The sequence below is a fragment of the Helicobacter pylori genome (assembly GCF_016755635.1).
Classification (GTDB): Bacteria; Campylobacterota; Campylobacteria; order Campylobacterales; family Helicobacteraceae; genus Helicobacter; species Helicobacter pylori_CQ.
Window position 1 is genome coordinate 786,713 of the sequence record NZ_CP051500.1, and the last position, 23,869, is coordinate 810,581.

Annotated in this window: 17 protein-coding genes, 1 other RNA gene and 1 pseudogene; 7 read left to right on the forward strand and 12 right to left on the reverse strand. The window is 39.6% G+C overall.

The window, feature by feature from the left end; translation table 11 throughout:
• Nucleotides 1–15: 15 nt before the first annotated feature.
• From HG567_RS03655 to HG567_RS03670, 4 genes are all read right to left on the reverse strand, one after another.
• Nucleotides 16–2,343, reverse strand: coding sequence for a RelA/SpoT family protein (locus tag HG567_RS03655; protein ID WP_202140187.1), 2,328 nt, complete (start codon nt 2,341–2,343; stop codon nt 16–18).
• Complete coding sequence (locus HG567_RS03660; protein WP_000712202.1) at nt 2,330–2,554, reverse strand: DNA-directed RNA polymerase subunit omega; 225 nt, start codon at nt 2,552–2,554, stop codon at nt 2,330–2,332. The genes HG567_RS03655 and HG567_RS03660 overlap by 14 nt, the downstream gene beginning before the upstream one ends.
• A 41-nt stretch (nt 2,555–2,595) precedes the next feature.
• On the reverse strand, nt 2,596–3,318 hold the full coding sequence (gene pyrH, locus HG567_RS03665) for a UMP kinase (RefSeq protein ID WP_001148049.1): 723 nt from the start codon (nt 3,316–3,318) through the stop codon (nt 2,596–2,598).
• Between the two features lie 108 nt (nt 3,319–3,426).
• Entirely contained in the window at nt 3,427–4,110 is a 684-nt protein-coding gene (locus HG567_RS03670; protein WP_202140188.1) for an MqnA/MqnD/SBP family protein, read from the reverse strand.
• A gap of 129 nt (nt 4,111–4,239) precedes the next feature.
• Here HG567_RS03670 and acnB point away from each other — a divergent pair, with 129 nt between their 5' ends.
• From acnB to hofE, 4 genes and pseudogenes are all read left to right on the forward strand, one after another.
• Complete coding sequence (gene acnB / locus HG567_RS03675) at nt 4,240–6,798, forward strand: bifunctional aconitate hydratase 2/2-methylisocitrate dehydratase (protein ID WP_202140189.1); 2,559 nt, start codon at nt 4,240–4,242, stop codon at nt 6,796–6,798.
• Nucleotides 6,799–6,878: 80 nt separating this feature from the next.
• A pseudogene (locus tag HG567_RS03680) lies at nt 6,879–7,146 on the forward strand (hypothetical protein).
• A 262-nt stretch (nt 7,147–7,408) separates the two neighbouring features.
• Entirely contained in the window at nt 7,409–8,698 is a 1,290-nt protein-coding gene (locus tag HG567_RS03685) for an IS701 family transposase (RefSeq protein WP_202164005.1), read from the forward strand.
• 93 nt (nt 8,699–8,791) lie between these two features.
• Nucleotides 8,792–10,159, forward strand: coding sequence for an outer membrane beta-barrel protein HofE (gene hofE / locus HG567_RS03690; protein WP_202140191.1), 1,368 nt, complete (start codon nt 8,792–8,794; stop codon nt 10,157–10,159).
• Between the two features lie 6 nt (nt 10,160–10,165).
• On the opposite strand, the gene HG567_RS03695 is transcribed toward hofE, so the two are convergent.
• From HG567_RS03695 to lolA, 3 genes are all read right to left on the reverse strand, one after another.
• Complete coding sequence (locus tag HG567_RS03695; RefSeq protein WP_001168785.1) at nt 10,166–10,693, reverse strand: hypothetical protein; 528 nt, start codon at nt 10,691–10,693, stop codon at nt 10,166–10,168.
• A gap of 41 nt (nt 10,694–10,734) precedes the next feature.
• Nucleotides 10,735–11,120: a transfer-messenger RNA gene (gene ssrA, locus HG567_RS03700) on the reverse strand.
• 65 nt (nt 11,121–11,185) lie between these two features.
• A complete protein-coding gene (gene lolA / locus HG567_RS03705; protein WP_202164006.1) occupies nt 11,186–11,740 on the reverse strand; it encodes a LolA-like outer membrane lipoprotein chaperone in 555 nt (184 codons plus the stop codon).
• A gap of 147 nt (nt 11,741–11,887) precedes the next feature.
• On the opposite strand from lolA, the gene secA reads away from it, so the two are divergent.
• The 3 genes from secA (at nt 11,888) to hofF (ending at nt 17,488) form a co-directional block, all read left to right on the forward strand.
• Nucleotides 11,888–14,485: a preprotein translocase subunit SecA gene (gene secA / locus HG567_RS03710; protein WP_202164007.1), complete on the forward strand. Its 2,598-nt coding sequence runs from the start codon at nt 11,888–11,890 to the stop codon at nt 14,483–14,485.
• Nucleotides 14,475–15,707, forward strand: a complete 1,233-nt coding sequence (locus HG567_RS03715) for an ABC transporter permease (RefSeq protein WP_202164008.1) — start codon at nt 14,475–14,477, stop codon at nt 15,705–15,707. The genes secA and HG567_RS03715 overlap by 11 nt, the downstream gene beginning before the upstream one ends.
• Before the next feature lie 281 nt (nt 15,708–15,988).
• Nucleotides 15,989–17,488 (forward strand): outer membrane beta-barrel protein HofF, encoded by a 1,500-nt coding sequence (gene hofF, locus HG567_RS03720; protein WP_202164009.1) that lies wholly within the window; start codon nt 15,989–15,991, stop codon nt 17,486–17,488.
• A gap of 438 nt (nt 17,489–17,926) precedes the next feature.
• On the opposite strand, the gene HG567_RS03725 is transcribed toward hofF, so the two are convergent.
• The 5 genes from HG567_RS03725 to clpP form a co-directional block, all read right to left on the reverse strand.
• Complete coding sequence (locus tag HG567_RS03725) at nt 17,927–19,048, reverse strand: restriction endonuclease subunit S (protein ID WP_202164010.1); 1,122 nt, start codon at nt 19,046–19,048, stop codon at nt 17,927–17,929.
• Nucleotides 19,049–19,138: 90 nt separating this feature from the next.
• Entirely contained in the window at nt 19,139–21,199 is a 2,061-nt protein-coding gene (locus HG567_RS03730; RefSeq protein WP_202164011.1) for a heavy metal translocating P-type ATPase, read from the reverse strand.
• 24 nt (nt 21,200–21,223) lie between these two features.
• The gene (locus tag HG567_RS03735; RefSeq protein ID WP_202140198.1) at nt 21,224–22,744 is read right to left on the reverse strand and encodes a YifB family Mg chelatase-like AAA ATPase; all 1,521 of its coding nucleotides are present in this window, start codon (nt 22,742–22,744) and stop codon (nt 21,224–21,226) included.
• Nucleotides 22,745–22,749: 5 nt separating this feature from the next.
• Nucleotides 22,750–23,274 carry a peptide deformylase gene (def, locus tag HG567_RS03740; RefSeq protein WP_202140199.1) on the reverse strand — a complete coding sequence of 175 codons (525 nt, stop codon included), beginning with the start codon at nt 23,272–23,274 and terminating at the stop codon, nt 22,750–22,752.
• A gap of 4 nt (nt 23,275–23,278) precedes the next feature.
• On the reverse strand, nt 23,279–23,866 hold the full coding sequence (gene clpP, locus HG567_RS03745) for an ATP-dependent Clp endopeptidase proteolytic subunit ClpP (RefSeq protein WP_000540573.1): 588 nt from the start codon (nt 23,864–23,866) through the stop codon (nt 23,279–23,281).
• Between the last annotated feature and the right edge of the window lie 3 nt (nt 23,867–23,869).

The window sequence follows — 23,869 nt, forward strand, 5'->3', positions numbered from 1 at the left end:
CTTAATTAGGGCTTATTATGACTCATAAGCGTCATCTAGACTGGATAATTCTACAATCCTATCCTGATATTTGCGATTGATTAAGGCTCTGATCCAATCCGCCTTATCCGTGGCTATTTCAAAACTCACTTCACAATGGCTAGAATACTTGTCTTTATAGCCCAAGTAAGACACGCCCACAATGTTGCATTCATTCCTGTTTAAAAAAGTTAACAAACCCGCTAAAACCGACTTTTTTTCGCCTAAATAAAACATCATTTTATAAATCGTTCGATCGCGCTTGTGCCATTCTATATAAACCATAGGCGCTTTAGCGTCCACTTCCGCTATCGCTTTTTTGCAAAATTTATGGTGTGCAACCGCCTTTGGATCTTTTAAATCCGTTACAATCGCAATGATTTCATCGCCATATTTAGGGTAACAACAATCATTCAACAACACCTGTTTGATTTCTAAAGCGTTGCTTGAACAAACGCTGAAATGTTCTAATTCCTTGCACTGCCATTGCCGGTTTGGGGTTAAAAAATTCAAAACATTGGTTTTAAAACCCAAATACCTTAAACCTCGAGTCCATAAACTCATCTCTTGGTATTCTAAAATCGCATCTTCTTTTAAAGAAAATACTTTATTTTCAATTTCTTCAGTGAGTTTGGCTAAATTCTCAAAGCTTTTCATCGCTTCTGTTAAAGTGGTCTCCACCCCACAATCTGTTAATTTTTCTTCAAAGTTTTTATAATCTTTCAAATCCACATCTTCAAAAACAGAACGCCCAAAAAAAGTCGCTAAAATATTAATCATGCTTTTAGTGTCAATCTCTTTCAAGCGGTTTCTTCTTTGGATGCGCAAATGGTTTTTAGCCTTAGAAGTTTTAAGCTGATCCATCCAAATGAAACGAGGTATTATTTTATCGCCTTTAATGATTTTAACCACATCTCCGCTTCTTAATTCCTGATTAAGTAAGGCTTTTTTACTATTGATATAAGCGTCCGTGGCTTTATCGCCCAAATCACTATGCACCATGTAAGCGAAATCTAAAGCGATCGCACCTACCGGTAAGGTGTAAGTGTCCCCATGAGGCGAAAAAACGACAATATCTTCACGATACAAATCGTTCTTAGCGAGTTCGTAAAATTCCTTAGGGTCGTTTTTCAAATCGCTGTCATGGTATTTAAAATTTTGCAACCACCTCATGCCCTCATGGTGATCTTCATTATCCACGCCCCCAGCCTTATACTTCCAGTGGGCTGAATTACCATACTCCGCCCCCATATGCATATCAAAGGTGCGGATCTGCACTTCATAAACAGAAGATTCATCAAAAATGGTCGTGTGTATCGTCTTATAGCCATTTTCTTTGGGTAAAGCGATGTAATCTTTAAAACGAGAGACAATGGGTTTGAAATTCAAATGGATGATCCCTAAAACTTTATAGCAATCAATCGGGTTTTTCAATAAAATCCTAATGGCTAACAAGTCCAAAATTTCATCAATATTAACCGCGCCCTTTCGTTGCATCTTAAGATAAATAGAATAAGGGCGCTTCACCCTTGTAACGAGTTTGAAATCCGAATGGCTAAACCCGCTATCAAAAAGTTTTTTTTCTAACTTGCTCGCAAAAGCGTTGAGTTTTAAGAGCAAAGACTGCTTGTTTTTGTGCAAATATTCCTTGATATTTTTATACTCTTCTGGATAAATATAATAAAAGCTCTTGTCTTCTAATTCATTTTTGATTGAAGACATGCCCAATCGGCTCGCTATGGGGGCATACACCGCTAGAGTTTCTTTAGAAATACGCACTTGCTTGTCATGAGGCAAGGCGTCTAAGGTGAGCATGTTGTGCAACCTGTCGCTAATCTTTACCACTAAGGCTCTTGGATCTTGTATCGCGCTAATAAGGATCTTTCTAAAAGTGAGAGCTGAAACCACCATTCTGGGATCTTGAGAACTCACGCCTAATTCTTCTTTCCTGATTTCAGTGATTTTAGTGAGCGCATCCACTAAATTGGCCACATCTTGCCCAAATTCTCGCTCAATCGTTTCAATCTCACAAGGCGTGTCTTCTACCACATCATGCAAAAGCGCAGCGCACACCATCGCCTCATCGCCCCCACAAAACGCTACCAAGCTTGCCACACAAATAGGATGGACAATATAAGGCTCGCCGCTTTTTCTGTATTGCCCCTTATGGCTTTTGGTCGCTAGATTTAGGGCGTTTTCAATTTTGGGCGTGGAATCAATTAAAGTCCTTAAGATTTCAATGCCACCCTTTGGGGTCGTAACTTTTTTAATAACATCAAGAATCCGTAAGAATCCGATATCAACGGATTTGTCAATTTCGTTCATCTATCCTGTCTATATCAATTTTCCCTTCAGCGATTTCTCTGATGGCAATATCCACTAATTTATGGCGTTTAGGGTCCATATTCACTAAAGTTTTGGCTCCGGCGTTTAATTGCTTCACACGAGCGAAAACTAAATTATCCAGCATGTAGCGGTCGTTCCCAATATTTTTTAAGGCTTGAGCGACTAAACTCTCTGTTCTCTCTTTTTTCAAACTGATCCTTTTATTTTGAACTCTATCCAATTTTAAAGGGCTTATTTTACCATAGAAAATACGCCTTGTTGGTGCTTGATCACTTGCAATAAATTCCCTTTTTTGAACATGTTGCACACCACGATGGGGAGCTTATTGTCTTTAGCTAAAGAAATAGCGGTATCGTCCATCACTTCAATATCCCCTATCAAGGCATCGTTATAGCTTAAAGTGTCTAATTTTTTAGCGTCTTTGAATTTGTTAGGGTCTTTGTCATAAATGCCATCCACTTTAGTCGCTTTAATGATTAGATCCGATCCAATTTCAATCGCTCTTAAAGTAGCTGCCGTATCCGTAGTGAAAAACGGGTTTCCCGTGCCAGCGCCAAAAATCACCACCCTACCCTTTTCTAAATGTCTGATCGCTTTTCTGTAAATGTAACTTTCACAAATTTCTTTGATTTCAATCGCGCTCTGCACTCTTGTGTCTAAGCCGATATGCTCTAAAGCTTCTTGCATGGCTACTGCATTAATCACGGTGGCTAACATGCCCATATAATCCCCACTAGTGCGCCTGATAATCCCCCCTTGAGCCGCACTAACCCCCCTAATGATATTGCCTCCACCAATCACAATACCCACTTCAATAGCGTTTTCCACTAAGCTTTTGATCTCTTTAGCGATGTGATCTAACACATGAATGTCAATCCCAAACTGGTTGTCCCCAGCTAACGCTTCCCCAGAAAATTTCACCAAAACCCGTTTGTTTTTTATCTTTGCTTGCATGATCCCTTCTTAATTAATTAATAAAATTTTAATAAAACTTGTGATTGTAACCTAATCTTGCTTAAAAACACCCTTTCTGAATTTTAAGCCTGCATTCTCAGCGAATCGCTAAAACCGCTTGGGTTTTTGAATGCGTTTGAACAACAATTCACGATAGAACGCTTTAAGGCCTGATTGTTCCTTTTTGCCTAAAGTGTAGTAAATTTTTTGCAAGTAATTTAGAATGTCTTGGCGTTTCAAGTTGGTTTTTAAAGCGGCTTCTTTAAGGATATAGTAAGGGATTTTTGTTTTTTGATGTTTGAAGGCTAAAGACAAGCGTTTGTAAAAATCCTTGTTTTTATAGTAACACAAACGCCCAAAAACAAACGGCAAGCGTTTTTTTTCATACCACAGAGCGGCTAAATCTATAAAATCTTTTTTGGGGTTGGAATAATAAAACTGCAGCGCTTTATTGCCGATTAAAACTTCGCCTTTTAACCCTAGCGCTTGAGAGAGGGCGTTTGAAGAAGCGCTCTCTTTATCAAAAGCGTTTTTTGCATCCACAACCAGCACGCTTAAAACTTCTTTATAAGCCACAATGCCTAGAGAATAGGAATGAAGAGCGAATGAATAGCCAGCGATAGAAGAAATAAAGCCCGCATCAATGCGCCTGAATAAAAAACTCTCATTGAGTTTGGAGGGGTAGGTTTTTTTAAGCCGTAAAAATTGTTTGAAATAACAAGGGGTGGGGTAGGATTTGATAAACACATCAAAAGGGAGCATGTTCAAATAATCAATTTTACCAAAACGCACTTAAAATCCTTTTTTGTATCGCATGGTAGCTAAAGTTTCTTACAACTTAACTAAAAGTAAAAAGAGTTTTGTTATCATGGGGCAAACGATTAGGGCATTAGTAAATAATGCTATTTAAAAGGAGAAATGATGAAAGATTTTTTAGAAGATTACAAAAAAAGCGTTTCAGAGAGAGAAAGTGAGGGTATCCCGCCACTCCCCTTAAGCGCTAAACAAGTTCAAGCGGTTGTTGAAATTTTGATGAAAGATCCCACAAACGCCGCTTTTGCTAAAGAATTACTCATTCATAGAGTAAGCCCTGGGGTTGATGAGGGGGCGAAAGTCAAAGCGGAATTTTTAGCTAAATTGTCTCAAAAAAAACTAGAATGCGTGCACATTAGCGCTTTAGAAGCGACCACTCTTTTAGGCACGATGCTTGGGGGGTATAATGTAGAGCCTTTGATTATGGGATTAGAGAGTCAAGACAAAAACATCGCTAAAGAGAGCGCGAAAGCGTTAAAAACCACTCTTTTAGTCTATGGATCGTTTGATAAAATCGTCGCAATGAGCAAAACTAACGCTTTGGCTAAAGAAGTGCTAGAGTCTTGGGCGAACGCCGAATGGTTTTTGAATAAAGAGCCTTTGAATGAATGCATTGAAGCGTGCGTGTTTAAGATTGATGGCGAAACCAATACCGATGATTTAAGCCCGGCGAGCGACGCTTTCACACGAAGCGATATTCCTTTACATGCTAAAGCGATGCTCAAAAACAGGATTGAAAATTACGAACAACGCGTCAAAGCCATTAAAGCTAAAGGCGTTCCTGTAGCGTATGTGGGCGATGTGGTTGGCACAGGAAGCTCTAGAAAAAGCGCGACTAACTCTATCATGTGGCATTTTGGTAAGGACATTCCTTTTGTGCCTAATAAAAGGAGTGGGGGCATTGTGATTGGGGGGGTGATCGCTCCGATTTTCTTTGCGACTTGTGAAGATAGCGGGGCGTTACCCATTGTGGCTGATGTTAAGGATCTAAAGGAGGGCGACATCATTAAAATTTACCCTTATAAAGGCGAAATCACGCTGAACGATAAAGTGGTTAGCACTTTTAAACTAGAGCCTGAAACTTTATTAGATGAAGTTAGGGCTTCTGGGCGTATCCCTTTAATCATTGGCAGGGGTTTGACGAATAAAGCGCGTAAATTTTTAGGGCTAGGCGAATCGGAAGCGTTCAAAAAACCATCCGCTCCTAAAAGCGACGCCAAAGGCTACACTTTAGCCCAAAAAATTGTAGGCCATGCTTGCGGGGTAAAAGGGATCTTACCTGGTGCTTATTGTGAGCCAAAGGTTACCACCGTGGGCAGTCAAGACACCACAGGGGCGATGACTAGAGATGAGGTTAAAGAATTAGCGAGTTTGAAATTTGATGCGCCTTTTGTGTTGCAGAGTTTTTGCCATACCGCCGCTTACCCAAAACCTAGCGATGTGAGTTTGCATGCGAGTTTGCCTAGCTTTATCACTCAAAGAGGCGGTGTGGCGTTGCATCCGGGCGATGGCGTGATCCATACATGGCTGAATCGCATGGGATTGCCTGACACTTTAGGCACAGGGGGGGATAGCCACACTCGTTTCCCTTTAGGCATTAGTTTCCCGGCAGGGAGCGGGTTAGTCGCTTTTGCAGCGGTTACAGGCACGATGCCCTTGAACATGCCAGAATCCGTGTTGGTGCGTTTCAAAGGGGAAATGAATCCTGGGATCACCTTAAGGGATTTAGTGAATGCGATTCCTTATTATGCCATTAAAAAAGGGTTACTCACGGTGGAGAAAAAGGGTAAAATCAATGTCTTTAACGGGCGTATTTTAGAGATTGAAGGCTTGCCTGATATTAAAATGGAGCAGGCTTTTGAACTAAGCGATGCGAGTGCAGAAAGGAGTGCGGCTGCTTGCGTGGTGCGTTTGAATAAAGAGCCAATGATTGAATACTTGAAATCCAATATCAAGCTTATTGATGAGATGATTGCGAGCGGTTATGAAGACAAAGAAACTTTGAAAAAACGCAAAGATGCGATGCAAGCTTGGGTGGATAATCCGGTATTGTTAGAGCCAGATAGTAACGCTCAATACGCCGCTGTCATTGAAATTGATGTGGCAGAAATCACTGAGCCTATTTTGGCATGCCCTAATGACCCTGATGATGTCGCTACTTTGAGCGAAGTTTTAGCGGATACGACCGGCAAAAGACCGCACGCTATTGATGAAGTGTTTATTGGCTCTTGCATGACCAATATCGGGCATTTTAGAGCCTTTGGTGAAATCGTTAAAAACGCCCCCCCTAGTCAAGCACGCCTTTGGGTAGTGCCACCCAGTAAAATGGACGAACAAGAGCTTATTAATGAGGGCTATTATGCGATTTTTGGGGCTGCTGGGGCAAGGACTGAAGTCCCAGGCTGTAGCTTGTGCATGGGCAATCAAGCGAGGGTTAGAGATAATGCGGTCGTCTTTTCTACTTCTACGCGCAATTTTGATAATCGCATGGGTAGAGGGGCTAAAGTGTATTTAGGCAGCGCGGAGCTTGGGGCGGCGTGCGCTTTACTAGGGAGAATCCCTACTAAAGAAGAATACATGAATTTAGTGAGCGAAAAACTAGAGAGCCAAAAAGACAAGATCTATCGCTACATGAACTTTAATTTAATGGAGAATTTCAGGCTCTAGTTTTGTTTCCATTAAAAGGGGCGATCCCTTTTGTTTGGCTATGGCTGAGTGTTGAGAGAGGATAAAAAAGGAGAGTGGTGATGAAAAAAATCGTTGTGAGTTGGTGTGTGGCGTTGGCTTTTTTAAGCGCGGATCCAGTGCAAGCCGATAAAGCGATCAGTAATGCGGATTTGATTAAAGAAATAAGGGATTTAAAAAAAAATCATCAGTGCGCAAAACACGGAGATTAACCAATTAAGAAAAGTGCAAGAAGTCTTATCTGGGCAATTAGGGGACATGCGTAAGGATATATTAAGCACTAGAGATTATTGCATTAGCTTAAGGCCTTATATTTATAATTGGCGCTAGAGGATTCAAAGCATGAAAGCATGCACCATTCAATGATGCAATCCTTTAATGGATTAAAGAAATTAAAGTTGGTGGGGTTTGGTTCTCGCTTTGTGTCCTTATAATAGGGATTTTACAGGGTTTGAGTGTCCAATGCGTTCGATCCCAACACGCCTTGAAAAAAGTCCTCTTGTTGGATTGTAGGGGTAAAATCAGTCTCTTTGTTAGGGTTAAATATTCTATAATAAAATTTTAGGAAATTCAGTTTAAAAGATATTAAAAAATGCCATACGCCTTAAGAAAAAGATTTTTCAAACGCCTTTTATTGTTTTTTTTAATTGTTTGTATGATAAATTTGCATGCCAAAAGCTATCTGTTTTCCCCTTTGCCCCCAGCGCACCAGCAAATCATTAAGACAGAGCCTTGCTCTTTGGAATGCTTGAAAGACTTGATGTTGCAAAATCAAATCTTTTCTTTTGTGTCTCAATACGATAACAACAACCAAGATGAGAGTCTTAAAACTTATTACAAAGACATACTCAATAAACTCAACCCCGTATTCATCGCTTCTCAAACTCCAGCTAAAGAAAGCTATGAGCCTAAGATTGAATTAGCGGTTTTACTGCCTAAAAAGGTGGTGGGGCGTTATGCCATTTCGGTGATGAACACCCTTTTAGCGTATTTGAACACCAGAAACAACGATTTCAATATCCAAGTCTTTGACAGCGATGAAGAAAGTCCTGAAAAATTAGAGCAAACCTATAAAGAAATTGAAAAAGAAAAATTCCCTTTTGTGATAGCCTTATTGACTAAAGAGGGCGTGGAAAATTTGCTCCAAAACACCACCATTAGCACCCCCACTTATGTGCCTACGGTGAATAAAGCGCAATTAGCAAATCATACCGAGCCTTCTTTAAGCGAGCGCTTGTATTTTGGGGGGATTGATTATAAAGAGCAATTAGGCATGCTCACGGCTTTCATTAACCCTAATTCACCCGTGATTGAATACGATGATGATGGCCTAATAGGCGAACGCTTGAGGCAAATCACGGAGTCTTTAAACATTGAAGTCAAACACCAAGAAAACATTTCTTACAAACAAGCCACGAGCTTTTCTAAAAATTTTAGAAAAAACGATGCGTTTTTTAAAAATTCTACCTTGATTTTGAACACCCCTACCACTAAAAGCGGTCTTATTCTTTCTCAAATAGGGCTTTTAGAATATAAGCCTCTTAAAATCCTTTCCACACAAATCAATTTCAACCCCTCTTTACTCTTGCTCACTCAGCCTAAAGACAGAAAAGATTTATTCATTGTCAATGCTTTGCAAAATAGCGATGAAACGCTGATAGAATACGCTTCCTTATTAGAGAGCGATTTAAGGCATGATTGGGTGAATTATTCCAGCGCGATCGGGCTAGAGGTGTTTTTAAACACACTGGATCCGCATTTTAAAAAATCTTTTCAAGAGAGTTTAGAAGACAATCAAGTCCGTTACCACAATCAAATTTATCAGGCTTTAGGGTATTCTTTTGAGCCGATAAAAAATGAAAGCGGAACAAAAAAAGAATAATATTTAGATAATTATTTGAATACTTTCATTTTTAATCAGTTTTTTAATGAAATTGGAATATGATACGAGCGAAAATTAAACAAAGGTTATTCTGTGTTAAAATTTCAAAAATTACCCTTATTGTTTGTTTCCATTCTTTACAATCAAAGCCCTTTATTGGCTTTTGATTATAAGTTTAGCGGGGTAGCGGAATCCTTTTCTAAAGTGGGGTTTAACCATTCCAAACTCAATTCCAAAGAAGGGATTTTCCCTACAGCCACTTTTGTAACCGCCACGATCAAGCTTCAAGTGGATTCCAATCTGCTCCCTAAAAACATAGAAAAACACAGCTTAAAAATAGGCGTTGGCGGGATTTTAGGAGCGCTCGCTTACGATTCTACCAAAACGCTCATAGACCAAGCCACGCATCAAGTCTATGGCTCAGAACTTTTTTACTTCATAGGGCGTTGGTGGGGGTATTTAGGTAACGCTCCTTGGAAAGACTCTCGCATAGAATCTGACGCTCACACCCGTAATTATGTGCTGTATAATTCCTATTTGTTTTATTCTTACGGCGATAAATTCCACATCAAATTAGGGCGTTACCTTTCTAACATGGATTTTATGAGCGGTTATACAGAGGGTTTTGAAGTAGAATACAAAATCAAATCTAAGGTGTCGTTAAAATGGTTCAGCTCTTTTGGGAGGGCTTTAGCTGCGGGGCAATGGATACGAGATTGGTATGCCCCTATTGTAACTGAAGACGGCAGAAAAGATGTTAATGATGGCATTCATGCGGTGCAACTCTATTTTTCTAGCAAACATGTTCAAGCCACGCCCTTTTTTTATTTTTCACCTAAGACTTACGAAGCGCCCGGGATTAAAATCCATATTGATAGCAACCCGAAATTTAGAGGTTTAGGGTTACGATCTCAAACCCTTATCAATGTGATTTTCCCCGTTTATGCTAAAGATTTATACGATGTGGTTTGGCGTAACTCTAAGATTGGCGAATGGGGCGCATCGCTTTTAATCCACCAACGCTTTGACTACAACGAGTTTAACTTTGGCTTTGGTTATTACCAAAATTTTGGCAACGCTAACGCAAGGATTGGCTGGTATGGTAACCCAATCCCTTTTGACATAAGAAGCAACAGCATTTATGGTTTGGTTTTTAGTAACGCTGTTACCGCAGACTCTGTTAGCGGGTATGTCTTTGGTGGGGGGGTGTATAGAGGGTTTTTATGGGGGATTTTAGGCAGATACACTTACGCCACTAGAGCGAGCGAAAGATCCATTAACTTGAACTTGGGCTATAAATGGGGTTCTTTTGCTAGCGTTGATGTGAATTTACAATACTATGCGGTGAGCATGCACAACGGCTATAAGGTTAATGATCTCACTAGCCCTTTTGATAAAGCCTTTAAAGCGAACACACAAGACAGAAGCAATCTCTTGGTGAGTTTGAAATTCTTTTTTTAAACCCTATCAATTAGGCTTGGTAGAATTGAGCCATTGTTTTTGGAAATTAATGGCTTTTCTCAATTCGGCTTCTAGCTGGGCTAAAACATCTTTTAAAGGCTTAACATCAATTAAATTATCTTGCTTGAAAGAATCCAGCTGTTTGTCAATTTGCAAAGCGGCGTCTAGCGCGTCTTGGGGGAATACCGGCTCGCCTAAAGCCTTCTTAACCGCTTCGCCGATTTCAATCGTTTCAGAGCCTTGATGATCTTTTAAGTTAGGATTATTTTCTTTGTCCTTAGGCTTAGGCTCTAAGATCAAGCGCAAATGTTTGATTTTTTCATGCAAATCGCTAAGATCTTTTAAGTGATCGGTATTGCGCCCCCTATCCACCGCTTTTTCTAAAAGCTTATCGCTCAGGCTCACTAACTGATCGCTTAATTTAACGCTGTTAGCTTGAGCTTCTGTCACTTCATCAATATCAATCGCTGCTAAAGCGCTCACAAAATAAAAGGGCAACGCCCACCTTCTAAAACGAGAGAAAAACTTCTGCATTTACCTTCCTTAAATACGCTATAAAATGATACTTTTTAATATGGTGGAGCTGTGGGGAATCGAACCCCAGTCCAAAAATCTTGCCCTAAACACAAACTTCTACAATGCTTAGAAAATTGGTTAGTTTTTTAGCCTTAAAACTAGCTCTGGTCCAACTTTCTAAAACCTTGAGGTAGTTTCAAGAGTTCTTGTTTCTTAGTTTAAAAGGCGAACCACCTTTTAAAAGCGTCTAGCTTAAGGTTATGGAGTGATTAAAACGCTAGAAATTCTAATCAGTCCAGCTCCAAAAGGAGATTAACTCACGCGGCTTTAGCGTAAGCTGGAGCGTAATCTGCGTTGTTTACAGTTATTTTTGTTGCTGTTTTACAAGCAGCGCTTGGCATGCTGTCTGTGCGACAAGAAATCTGTCGAAATCCAAGTCAGCCCCATGATTTTAAAAGCTTGTTTATTTTAGCTAACTTTTGCTAACAAAACGCAATGAATCATCAAAAATCATTGGCGCACAATATCAATATTTTCATCTTTAGGCTTAAAAACAAAGATTTCATTAGCAATGGTGGGGTTGATTTCTGCTTGAGAAAAAGTGATTGTAACGAGATTGTTCATTTCATCTTTAAATTCCAGCGAAAAAGGCTTGCCGTCTTTAAAAACCAAACGATAAGTGGTCTTGTTGATAGTCGTTTGAAACGATCCGTCAGTCTGCTTTTTTAGCCGCTTGAGAATGGTGAAAAAATCCGTCTTGTCTTTTAAGGGCGTGATAGTCGCTTGAAACAAATTAGGCTCATAAACCACCACTTCTTTATCGTTCATGTAAATTTCTTTTTTTAAAGGCTTTTCATAAACCCATAAAGCCCAATTAGGGGCTTTAGCCTTTAAAACCCCGTAATAAACTAGAGGCTTTTCATTTTTTAACACTTGCTTGAAATGCGCGCTAAAACTTTGCAAATTTTGCAAAACCTCTTCTTCTTTAGAAAGGGTTGAAGGACTTTTAGCACAAGCAACGCTTATAAAAATCAAAACCATGCAAATCTTTAAAAAAGCTTTCATTAATCAAACCTTAAAACAATCTCTCATCTTTAATAAAACCCTTTATTTTACAAGACTTTTATTTTATCCATGCTAAAATGGGATTAAAAACTGACGCTTTAACAAAATAAATGAGATTGAAGCACTCTTAATAAGGTTATTACTACTATGATAAAAGCAATCATTGGAAAAATCATTGGCACCAGAAACGATCGCTGGATCAAACAATACAAAAAACAAGTCCTAGCCATCAACGCCTTAGAGCCTACTTATGAAAAAATGAGCGATGTTGAACTGCAAAACGCTTTTGAAGAGTTAAAAAAACGAGTGCGATCCACAGAAAAAGATTTGCAAGAAAAAACCCTTTTAGAAGTCTTACCAGAAAGTTTTGCTATCACTAGAGAAGCGAGTAAAAGGATCTTAAAGATGCGCCATTTTGACGTGCAGCTCATTGGGGGCATGGTCTTAAACGATGGCAAAATCGCTGAAATGAAAACCGGCGAGGGTAAAACTTTAGTCGCTACTTTAGCGGTGGCTTTGAACGCTTTAAAGGGCGAGAGCGTGTATGTGGTAACGGTCAATGATTACCTAGCCCATAGGGACTCTAAAGAAATGGAGCCGTTGTATCAATTCTTAGGTTATAGCGTAGGCACGATCAGCGCAAGCGTGCGAGATGATGATGAGCGTTTAGAAATTTATTCTAAAGACATTGTTTATGGCACTAATAATGAATTTGGCTTTGATTATCTAAGGGATAACATGAAATATTCTTTAGAGCATAAGGTGCAAAAATCCCATGCGTTCGCTATTGTTGATGAAGTGGATTCTATTTTAATTGATGAAGCGAGAACCCCCTTAATCATTTCAGGGCCTGTGGATAGGCGCATGGAAAATTACAACAAGGCTGATGAAGTCGCTAAAAGCATGCAGGTGGAAGTGGATTTCACCATAGATGAAAAAAACCGCGCGATTTTAATCACTGAAGAGGGGATTAAAAAAGCCGAAAACCTCTTTGGCGTGGATAATTTATACAAGATTGAAAACGCCGCCTTATCGCACCATTTAGACCAGGCTTTGAAAGCGAATTACCTCTTTTTTATTGATAAAGATTATATTGTAGCCAATAATGAAGTGGTGATTGTAGATGAATTTACCGGCCGTTTGTCTGAGGGGAGACGCTTTAGTGAGGGCTTGCATCAGGCATTAGAAGCTAAAGAGGGCGTGAGCATTAAAGAAGAGAGCCAAACCTTAGCCGATATTACTTTCCAAAATTATTTCAGGATGTTTTCTAAACTCGCTGGCATGACAGGCACGGCTCAAACCGAAGCCACAGAATTTTTAGAAATCTATAATTTAGAAGTGGTGTCTATCCCTACTAATCTAGCGATCAAGCGAAAAGATTTGAACGATCTCATCTATAAGAGTGAAAAAGAAAAATTTGACGCTGTGATCCTTAAGATTAAAGAATTGCACGATAAGGGTCAGCCCGTTCTAGTTGGCACGGCTAGCATTGAAAAGAGTGAAACCTTACACGCTTTACTCAAAAAAGAGCGCATCCCTCACACCGTTTTAAACGCCAAGCAACACACTAAAGAAGCTGAAATCATTAAAGACGCTGGGCTTAAAGGGGCGGTTACGATTGCGACTAACATGGCAGGAAGAGGCGTTGATATTAAACTCACCGATGAGGTTAAAGAGCTTGGGGGGCTGTATATCATTGGCACTGAAAGGCATGAGAGCCGTAGGATTGACAACCAATTAAGGGGGCGAAGCGGGCGCCAAGGCGATCCGGGGGTGAGTCAATTTTATTTGAGTTTAGAAGACAATCTGTTGCGCATTTTTGGGAGCGATAGGATTAAGGGGGTGATGGAAAAATTAGGGCTTAAAGACGGCGAACACATTGAATCCAAGCTCGTAACAAGAGCGGTGGAAAACGCGCAAAAAAAAGTGGAAAACTTGCATTTTGAAAGCCGTAAGCATTTGTTAGAATACGATGATGTGGCTAATGAGCAACGAAAAAGCGTGTATAAATTTAGAGATGAATTATTAGACGTCAATTACGATATTAGCGCTAAAATCGCTGAAAACAGAGAATACGTGCTCAATCAAATCTTTTCTAAACTCAAAGCCTTTGACCATCAAAACCTATCTGAAGAGGAACTTTTAGGGCTTAAAAATGTCTTAAAAGAAGATTTTAACGCTCATGTTACATTAGAGGATTTAGAAAAAGCCTCCCCTATTGAAAAGTTTGTGGCTGAAAAACTCAAAAGCGATTATGAAAACAAAATGAAAGTTTTGGATAGCGAACAAAGAAGCCGGATTGAACGCATCGTGTATTTGCAGATTTTAGACAACGCATGGCGAGAGCACCTTTACACGATGGATAATCTCAAAACCGGAATTAATTTAAGAGGCTATAACCAAAAAGACCCCCTTGTAGAATACAAAAAAGAGAGTTACAACCTTTTCTTAGAACTCATTGAAGACATTAAAATAGAAGCGATCAAAACCTTTTCTAAGATCCAGTTTGAAAACGAGCAAGATTCTAGCGATGCGGATCGTTACTTAGAGAACTTTAGCGAAGAAAGAGAGCATGAGAGCGTAACTTACCGCCATGAAGAAGCTTTAGATGAAGATTTGAATGTGGCCATGAAAGCTTTTTCTAAAACCCCTAAAAGAAACGAGCCTTGCCCTTGCGGGAGCGGTAAGAAATACAAAGATTGTTGCGCTAAAAGCGGGCCTAAAAAGGGCTTATTTGCCAAATAGATCCTTAATCTTTTTCCTTATCAAGCGTTATTTGCGTTTTGATAAAAGCCAGCCATTTATTAGCATCACCGCTTTGTTGGCTTTTTTTGGCGTGGCGGTTGGCGTGATGGTTTTGATTGTGGCTATGGCGATCATGAACGGCATGAGTAAGGAATTTGAAAAAAAGCTTTTTGTGATGAATTACCCCTTAACGCTCTATACCACAAGCCCTTATGGGATCAGCGAAGAAGTGGTTCAAGCTTTAGAAAAAAAGTTCCCTAATTTGCTTTTTAGCCCCTATTTGCAAACCCAAAGCCTGATTAAAAGCGTGCATTCCATGAATGGCGGCGTGGTGTTTGGGGTTGATTTTTCTAAAGAAAGGCGCATCAATGAAGTTTTAAACGACGCTTTAAAAAACACCAATGAAAACGATCTTTTTAAAAACCCTTTTAATTTGATTGTGGGGAAAAGCTTGAGATACAGCTTGAATTTAGATCTCAATCAAAAAGCCGATTTGTTTTTCACCGAATTAGAGCCAACCGGTCTCACGCTCTCCCCTATCATGAAGCGTTTTACCATAAAAGGCGATTTTGATTCAGGGCTAAAATCTTATGACATGAGCTACATGTATTCTAGCCTTCAAGCCATAAGCGCGATCAGGAGATTGCCCTTAGGGCTTTATGATGGGGTGCATGTCTATTCTAAAGCGCCCATGAAGGATATTGAAAATTTACGCAACGCTTTAAAAACCATCAACCACCATGGCATAGGCATTGAAGGGTGGTGGCAGCAAAACGGGAATTTTTTCTCGGCTATGGAATTGGAAAAAAGAGCGTTATTCATTGTGCTCATGCTCATTATTTTAATGGCGTCTTTGAATATCATCAGCTCGCTTTTAATGGTGGTGATGAACAGGCGTAAAGAAATCGCTTTGCTTTTTAGCATGGGGAGCAGCCAAAAAGAAATCCAAAAAACCTTTTTTTATTTGGGTAATATCATTGGTTTGGGCGGTGTGATTCTTGGGGTGGTTTTAGCGTTTTTAAGCATGTATCTTTTAAGCGTGTTCCCTATCATCTCGCTCCCGGCGGATGTTTATGGTATTAACACTTTGCCTTTAGATTTGTCTTTAATGGATTTTACGCTCACTCTAATAGGCTCTATCATTATCGTAGGGCTTTCTTCTTATTACCCGTCTAAAAAAGCTTCTACTATTGACGCTTTAAGCGTGTTAAGGAATGAATAAATTAAAAAATTAAATAATATTGAGATGAAATAAGGCTTTGAGTGTCTGTATTTGACTAACAAAGAAAAATTTTATTCTCAAAATTAAAAAAAACCATAATATTATGCTAGTATTAACGCACGACTTAGTTAAGAATTAACTTTGTAAGTCGGACTTCGTAGAAAAAAGGACGGAAGATGAACAGACTGATTAGATGTTTAAGATCTGTAAGAAAAAATTTTCTTTGAATGGTGTTGGCTTACTCTATTTAGAATTTTTGGTTTATACTAAAGGTTAAACGCATGAACTATAAGATTGCATCTGCTAAAAATATCGCAACGCTTCTTTTTTTATTCTCTTCTCAAAGTGAAGCTCTTGATTTGGGTAAAATCGCTAAAATCAAAGCGGGTGCTGAAAGTTTCTCTAAAGTCGGTTTCAACAACAAACCTATCAACACTAATAAAGGGCTTTACCCTACCGAAACCTTTATGACGGTCATGGCTTACATGCAAGTGGATTTTACGGAGCTTTTGCCCAAAAGCGCTACGGCTAACGGGCACCATTTAGACGGGAGTCTTGGGGGTTGGGGGGGTGCTGTTATTTATGATACCACTAAGGATTTTATTAACGAAGTTACAGGGAAAACCTATGGGGCTATGGCTTGGAACTATGTGGGCTATTGGGGCGGTCTTGTGGGGCAAAAACCATGGGCTAGTTGCGGGTTAGCCACAGGGAATTTGACTCGAGGCCAATACGATAAGATGACTCAAGCTGAAATGACACAGTTGTCTAATCAAGAAGCTTTAGCGGCTTCCACTTGTGCAAAAGGTTATGCCGCTCACACCAGAAACTATGTGATTTATAACGCTTACTTGCGCTACAACTACAAAGATATTTTTGAAATTAGGGGCGGGAGATACGAATCCCCAGCGGATTACATGAGCGGTTACAACCAAGGCTTGGATATGACCTTAAACTTAGGGAATTTCAAATTCTGGTGGTTTAGCTCGTTTGGTCGTGGCTTTGCCTATAATGAGTGGCTTTATAATTTCTATTCGCCTAAAACCTACACTCTTAAAAACGGGCAAACCATAAACCCAGGGGTGCATGCCTTTTATATCATTTGGAATTACAAGGGTTTCAGCATTCAGCCTTTTGTCTATTTTTCACCCTTTAACGAATACGACCCTAACTTTACGATCACTTATGATAGTAACCCCACTTTTACTGGCTTGGGGTTTCGCTCTCAAACGGATGTTACCGTGCTTAATCCCTTTTATGCTAAAAGATTTTGGGACACCTATCAATTTGGCATGCCAGCCGGTAAAAACGCGCACAGCTTGATGATCAAACAAAAGTTTGAATGGAATGAATACAATTTTGGTTTTGGGATTTATAAATCCTTTGGGAACGCTAACTGGATGATAGGCTACCATGGTAACCGCTTGGGCTTTGACTTTTGGACGAACACCGTTTATGCAAACACCCTTAACTCTTTGTCTTACATGATGGACGCGAACGCTTTTACCGTGTTTGCCTTTGGCGGTGGGGTGCATAGGAAATTCCTTTGGGGCTTATTGGGGCGTTTGACTTATGGGCCTAGAGCTAATGAACAAGTCTTATCGCTCAACTTGGGCTATAAATTCACTAAAAATTTCTCAGCCGACATTAAATTTGAATATTATAATGTTTTGATGCATCAAGGCTATAAAATGGGGTGGAACGGGCCAAAATTAGACAGCCAGCCTGCCACCGATCAAGACAGGAGCCATATTTTCACCGAAATCGTGTGGAAGCTTTAAACCCTCTTTTAAATAACAACCCTTTAAGGGTTTGTTAAAAACGCCCAGCCATAAAACAGCCATTAAAAACCGCTCTATCGCTTATTTTAGGGCTTGTTTTTAAAATTAGAATTTTTAAACTTTTTTTATTACGCTATTTTTGGCTCTGTGATACTAAAACTTTTATTTTTAAAAATGGGCTTTTTTGTTTTGTCATTTTAAAATTTGTTTTATTAAACTTATCACAAAACTCAAAAACTCATTTCAAACTTTTATCTAAAACTCATTTTATAAGGGGATAGGGGGTATTTTGAAATAATTCTCCCCTTACAATTAAGTATCCCCTAACCCCAAGAAGACCGCCTTAAGAAATTATCGCTTGATTAAAATCAAGCTCTTTTATTATTGATTGTAAAAATGCTTTTTAGCCTTTTTTAGGTTTTATTCTTGTTGTAAAACTTATTGTTTTAAAACCCTGATTTTAGCGCTCATTAAATCGTGGTTTAAAGCTTTTTTGATGTTTTCAAATTGGCGTTTTTTGTTTTTAAGGCTAATGATTTCATTATCCAAAGCACTTAAAATGTTAGCGATAGCGATTTGTTCGTTTAGAGGGGGTAAAAAAATAGTCTTTTCTTTATAATCTTTGAAATAAATATGCGGTATTATGCTACCGCTTGTGAAATTTTTAAAATCAAAATTAGATAACAAATAAAATAAAAACTCTGTTGTTGTCTTATAATTAGCAATTAACGCCCCCATAGTAGATAAAATATTTGTTTTAGGCGGCAAAATCCTTACTCTGCCTACACTGCCATCTTTAACAATAGAAATATAAGGCTTATCACTAATGAAAGTTGTATCTGTATAGCCTATGAAATTATTCACATCATAGACTTTAATTTTTCCTTGTTGCGTGATTTGTTCTACGTTTAAATTTGATGTTAAATAGTTGGCAACATCCCCAAGTCTCACTCTTTGCCAATTTTGATTGAAGCCTTTCAAGCGTTTTCTTTGGCTCAATAGTTCAAAGCTTAAAGCTTTTTTAACGCCCTCTTTTTTAAGAATGAGGGCGTCTAAAGAATAAAGATAACGATCCACATCGCTTAAAATGTTAGCGATAGCGATTTGTTCGTTTAGGGGAGGTAGGGGGATTAAAGTATTTCTAAAATTATCGTTATAAAGTCTTAAGATAGTTGTATGTTCTGTATTCCATTTAATATTAGAATAAGCATAAAATAAAAAATCATTTTTTACTAATGTTTCATCGTTGTCAATCCAAACAATATTTGAGTCTTGAAAATAAGCGGGTTTTCCATCATAAATGACTGCCCTACCAATAGTTCCGGAAGCAGAGATTAAAATATCGCCTTTTTTTGGAAAAGAATATTTTGTTTTGTATTCTAAAAATAGCTTTTTTGAAATAAAGGCATCAGCGGTGTTGCCAAATGTGCCTATTTTATAGAATGGAATTTCGCCATATCGTGTTGTTTGATGTTTCATAACTCTTTTACACATGCATGGTTTGCCAATATCCCCAAGCCTTACTCTTTGCCAATTTGAGGGCAGCATTAATGCGTCCATGCGTTCTTTTGAATGGTTTTAAAAAAGATAACGCGCTCTATTTTATGCATTTTGCCCCCCTTCTAAATGGCTAATGATACGATCAAGGCTTTAAGCCCTCATCGCGCGCATGGAATTGGCTAAGGCTAAAAGCGTAACCCCCACATCGCCAAAAACCGCTTCCCACAAGCTCGCTACCCCCATAAGCCCTAGCACGATAAAAACCGCCTTAATCCCTAAAGCAAACAAAATATTTTGCCAAATAATGCTTTTAGTTTTTCTAGCGATCGCTAAAACTTTCACTAAAGAGCTTAAGGAGTCATTAGTGATCACAATGTCTGCGCTTTGCTTGCTCAATTCTGAGCCTTTCCCCATGCCAATCCCCACGTCAGCGCTCGCTAGAGTCGGAGCGTCATTGATGCCATCGCCTACAAAAATCGCCGGGGCTTTATAGCGTTCTTTAAAGGTTTTAAACACGCTCGTTTTTTCTTCAGGCAACAAGCTCGCATGATATTCACAGCCTAGAGTTTGAGCGATGCTTTCAGTCGCGCTTTTCCTGTCCCCGCTCAAAATGCAAAAATTTTCTATCCCTTGCGCTTTCAAATCCCTTAAGCACTCTATGGCGTCATCTTTAATCTCATCGCTAATGACGATGTAGCCGATATAAGTTTGGTTAAAAGCCACATGCACGATCGTGCCGTTTTCTTTGGAAGGGCTGTGCGCGATATGGAATTGATCGAGCATTTTTTCATTCCCTGCGATGATTAGATCCGTATGGCATTGCACTTTAACCCCCATCCCGCTCAATTCTTCATAATTTTTAATGTCATGCTGGTGCTTATCGTCCTTTAACATTTCTTCGCATGCTTTTTGAATGGATAAAGCGATCGGGTGCGTGGATAAAAGCTGCGAGCAAGAAGCGTAATGCAAAACTTCTTCTTTAGAATGCCCGTTTTGCGGCACAATATCTGTTACTTTAAAAACGCCTTTAGTCAAAGTGCCGGTTTTATCAAAAGCGATGCTTTTAACTTGGGTAAGCACCTCTAAAACATGCACGCCTTTCATTAAAATGCCCTTTCGGCTCGCTGCTCCCACGCCTCCAAAATACCCTAAAGGCACAGAAATCACTAACGCGCAAGGACAGCTCACCATTAAAGCCACAAGCCCCCTATAAATCCACTCATCAAAGCTCCCCATAGAAAACAAGGGCGGTAATACAGCAATCATTAAAGCAATGAATAAAACGCTCGGGGTGTAGTAGCGTGAAAATTTAGTGATAAATTTCTCCGTTTCGCTCTTTTCATTCGTGGCTTGTTGGACTAAATCCACCACTTTAGCGATAGAAGAATCTTTATAAAGTTTTTCTACTTGAATTTCAAGGACCGCCTTTAAATTCAAGCTCCCCCCTAAAACTTTAGAGCGTTCGCTGACATTAACAGGCATGGACTCCCCACTCAACGCCCTTTCATCTAGCAAACTTTCGCCCTTGATCACCACGCCATCAACAGGCACTTTTTCGCCGACTTTCACCACCACAATGTCATTAATTCTTAAATCTTCAGGCGCAACGCTCACTAATGCATCGCCCTTTTTCAAGTAGGCTAAATTAGGGGCGACATCCACCAAAGCCTTAAGGGATTTTTTAGAGCGAGCGATAGCGAGTTTTTGCAAAAATTCGCCCGCTGAATAAAACACCATGATAGAGACGCTCTCTTCATAAGCCCCCACGCAAAAAGCCGCGATAGTCGCAATGAGCATGAGAGCGTTTTCATCAAAAAATTGCCCTTTTCTAAGCCCACGAAACGCCCCTAAAATCACATCTTTACCGCTCACTAGATACACTAAAGCTAATACCACGAACACCGCTTTTTCAATGAAAGGGCTAGGTTCAAGGTGTAAGATTAAAATCGCGCCTAAAAAGACAGCGATTGTGGCGATGAGTGGGGTAAAACTCAAGGGCTTTTCTGCGGCTTCTTTAAAAGACAGACTCAAATGCGGTTCGTTTTGCTTAATAAAATCCTTAACCTTTTCAAAATCGCTCGTATCCAAAAACAGCTTACTGGTGCTGAAATTGATTTGAGCTTTTTTCACATAGTCTAATTTGTTTAAATCCCTTTCTAATTTAGACGCGCAATCAGGGCAATCCAAATTGTGAATGTGGTATTCTTGCATTTTCTCTCCCTTATAAAAATCCTTTTAAGAAATCTTTCTAAAACTCAGCGCTTTAAGCATGTGAGATTTTTCTATATTCTCGCAAGCGTTTAAATCCGCAATCGTTCTAGCGACTTTTTTAACCTTATTGACAGAACGCATGGACAGATTAAACCTTTCAATCGCCTGCTCTAACAACTTTTTTGCTTCAAAATTTAAAGGGCAAAATCGTTCGATCTGCTCTTCGTTAAGCTTACCATTAAAAGCGCTCTGTTTCCTTAACTTTTGCTGTTTGAAAGCTAATAATACTAATTCATGCATCTCTTTTGAAGTCCAAGAATGCGATGGCGTGTCTTTATAATTCCCCTCTTCCATTTGCACAAACAAATCAATCCTATCCAAAAAAGGCTCGCTCAAGCGGTTTTTATACTGCGCGATTTCTCTGTCTTGGCAACGGCATGCTTTGGTCGCGCTGAGTAAATTCCCGCACAAACAAGGGTTTTGAGTCCCCACAAATAAAAAAGAGGTTTCGTATTCAATCTTGCTATGCACTCGTGAGATCACCAATTTATTGTTTTCTAAAGGCTCTCTTAAAGCTTCCAAAATATCCTTTTTAAAATGGGGCAATTCATCAAAAAAAAGCATGCCGTTATGCGCTAGCGCGATTTCGCCAGGTTTTGGCTCTTTTAAAGAGCTTGAGCCTAAAATGCTGGATTTTGAAGCGCTTTGGTGAGGGTTTCTAAAACTCCTTAAAGGGTAATAGGCGCTGTCTTGCTCGCTTAAAATGCGTAATTTTGTCGCTTCTAGGATTTCATTCAGGCTTAAGGGAGGCAAGATATAACGCATGCGATTAATAATCATGCTTTTCCCACACCCTGGACTTCCCTCTAAAATCAAGTTATGAAACCCAGCGCTAGCGATTAAAGCGGCTTCTTTAGCGACAGCTTGCCCCTTAACTTCTTTAAAATCCAAGGCATAGGCGTCTGAAAAATAATACTCTTTATCGTTCAATTCTATCGTTTTAAAGGGTAGTTTTTTCGTGTGGGTGTCTGCTTTGATTTCAGGGTTTTGCAAAATTTCTAAAGCTTCTTTAAAATGATCCACAAAAAAGCATTGCAAATTAGGGATAAGCGAAAAAAGCTCCTCATTAGCCTTAGGCGCAATGATTTTAGCATGGGGGTGCTTAATGGCAATATCTAAAAGCATGGGGAAAATGTTAGGATTGGGTTTGATCTTGCCATCAAGCCCTAACTCCCCAAAAGCAAACCACTCTTTAAAAGCCAACTCTTGTTTTTGCAAAGCGATTAAAAGAGCGATAGGCAAATCAAAATGGCTCCCGGATTTGGGTAAATCTGAAGGGGAAAGGTTGATGGTGATTTTTAAAGGCGGGAAAGTGAAATCGTTATTTTGTAAAGCCGATTGGACCCGTTGCTTGGCTTCTTGGATAGAGTTATTAGCCAAGCCTGAAATCACAAACGCCGGCAAAGCCCTTGTGAAAGTCGCCTCCACAGCCACGATTTCTGCCACCCCCCTTTGCATGGTCGCGCAAAATATCGTGTTAATCATGGTTATTACTTGTGTTTTTGTTTTTTTTGCAGCTCTTTGAGTTCTTTTTCAAATTTCTTACGCTTCAAAATGGATAATTTATCCACGAATAACACGCCATTAAGGTGATCGATCTCATGCTGAATGGCTACCGCTAAAAGCTCGCTCGCTTCTAAAACTTTCACTTCAGCGAAGCGGTTTTGATACTCTATCTTAACCTTTTCAAAACGCTCCACCTCTTCATAAAATTCCGGCACAGACAAGCACCCCTCTCTATACATCATTGACCCCCCAGTTTCTATAAACTTAGGGTTAATGATTTCCAAGCAGTCTTCTTTGTGTTGCACGCCGTCTTCTTGCGGGAGATTGATGATGAGCATTCTTAAAGGCAAGCCCACTTGAATAGCGGCTAGCCCTATCCCCTCACTAGCGATCATAGTCTCATGCATGTCGTCTAGCTGTTGGTGGAGTTTTGCATCAAAAGAAACAACCTCTTTAGAAATCGTTCTTAAGATTTTAGAAGGGTAATGGATAATCTCTAGTAACGCCATGCAATCACTTCACATTTTTCTGCAACACTTTATCAATCAAGCCATACTCTTTAGCTTCTTTGGCGCTCATGTAAAAATCCCTGTCCGTGTCTTTAGCGATTTGTTCCAAGCTCTGCCCTGAGTTTTGAGCTAGAATAGAATTCATCAAACCCTTAAGCCTGAGGATCTCGTTAGAAATGATTTCAATATCGCTCGCTTGCCCTTGAGCCCCCCCTAAAGGCTGGTGGATCATAATCCTTGAATGAGGCAATGAAAAGCGCTTGCCCTTAGCCCCACAGCTCAGTAAAAACGCCCCCATAGAAGCCGCTTGACCGATGCAAATCGTGGAAACATCAGGGCGGATAAAATTCATCGTATCATAAATGCTAAGACCGCTTGTTATCACCCCACCGGGAGAATTGATATACAAGCCAATGTCTTTTTCAGGATCTTCAGCTTCCAAAAACAAGAGTTGGGCCACGATAGAAGACGCCACGCTGTCATTAATCTCACCGCTCAATAAAACAATGCGATCCTTTAAAAGGCGCGAGTAAATATCATAGCTGCGCTCCCCACGATCGGTATTCTCTATTACATAAGGAATGTATCCCATCAT

Coding starts and splice junctions, on each gene's coding strand:
- HG567_RS03685 (WP_202164005.1), top strand. CDS start 7,409: ATGCCATACGCCTTAAGAAAAAGATTTTTCAAACGCCTTTTATTGTTT.
- secA (WP_202164007.1), top strand. CDS start 11,888: ATGATAAAAGCAATCATTGGAAAAATCATTGGCACCAGAAACGATCGC.
- acnB (WP_202140189.1), top strand. CDS start 4,240: ATGAAAGATTTTTTAGAAGATTACAAAAAAAGCGTTTCAGAGAGAGAA.
- lolA (WP_202164006.1), bottom strand. CDS start 11,740: ATGAAAGCTTTTTTAAAGATTTGCATGGTTTTGATTTTTATAAGCGTT.
- clpP (WP_000540573.1), bottom strand. CDS start 23,866: ATGGGATACATTCCTTATGTAATAGAGAATACCGATCGTGGGGAGCGC.
- pyrH (WP_001148049.1), bottom strand. CDS start 3,318: ATGCAAGCAAAGATAAAAAACAAACGGGTTTTGGTGAAATTTTCTGGG.
- def (WP_202140199.1), bottom strand. CDS start 23,274: ATGGCGTTACTAGAGATTATCCATTACCCTTCTAAAATCTTAAGAACG.
- hofF (WP_202164009.1), top strand. CDS start 15,989: ATGAACTATAAGATTGCATCTGCTAAAAATATCGCAACGCTTCTTTTT.
- HG567_RS03735 (WP_202140198.1), bottom strand. CDS start 22,744: ATGATTAACACGATATTTTGCGCGACCATGCAAAGGGGGGTGGCAGAA.
- HG567_RS03655 (WP_202140187.1), bottom strand. CDS start 2,343: ATGAACGAAATTGACAAATCCGTTGATATCGGATTCTTACGGATTCTT.
- HG567_RS03730 (WP_202164011.1), bottom strand. CDS start 21,199: ATGCAAGAATACCACATTCACAATTTGGATTGCCCTGATTGCGCGTCT.
- HG567_RS03695 (WP_001168785.1), bottom strand. CDS start 10,693: ATGCAGAAGTTTTTCTCTCGTTTTAGAAGGTGGGCGTTGCCCTTTTAT.
- HG567_RS03725 (WP_202164010.1), bottom strand. CDS start 19,048: ATGGACGCATTAATGCTGCCCTCAAATTGGCAAAGAGTAAGGCTTGGG.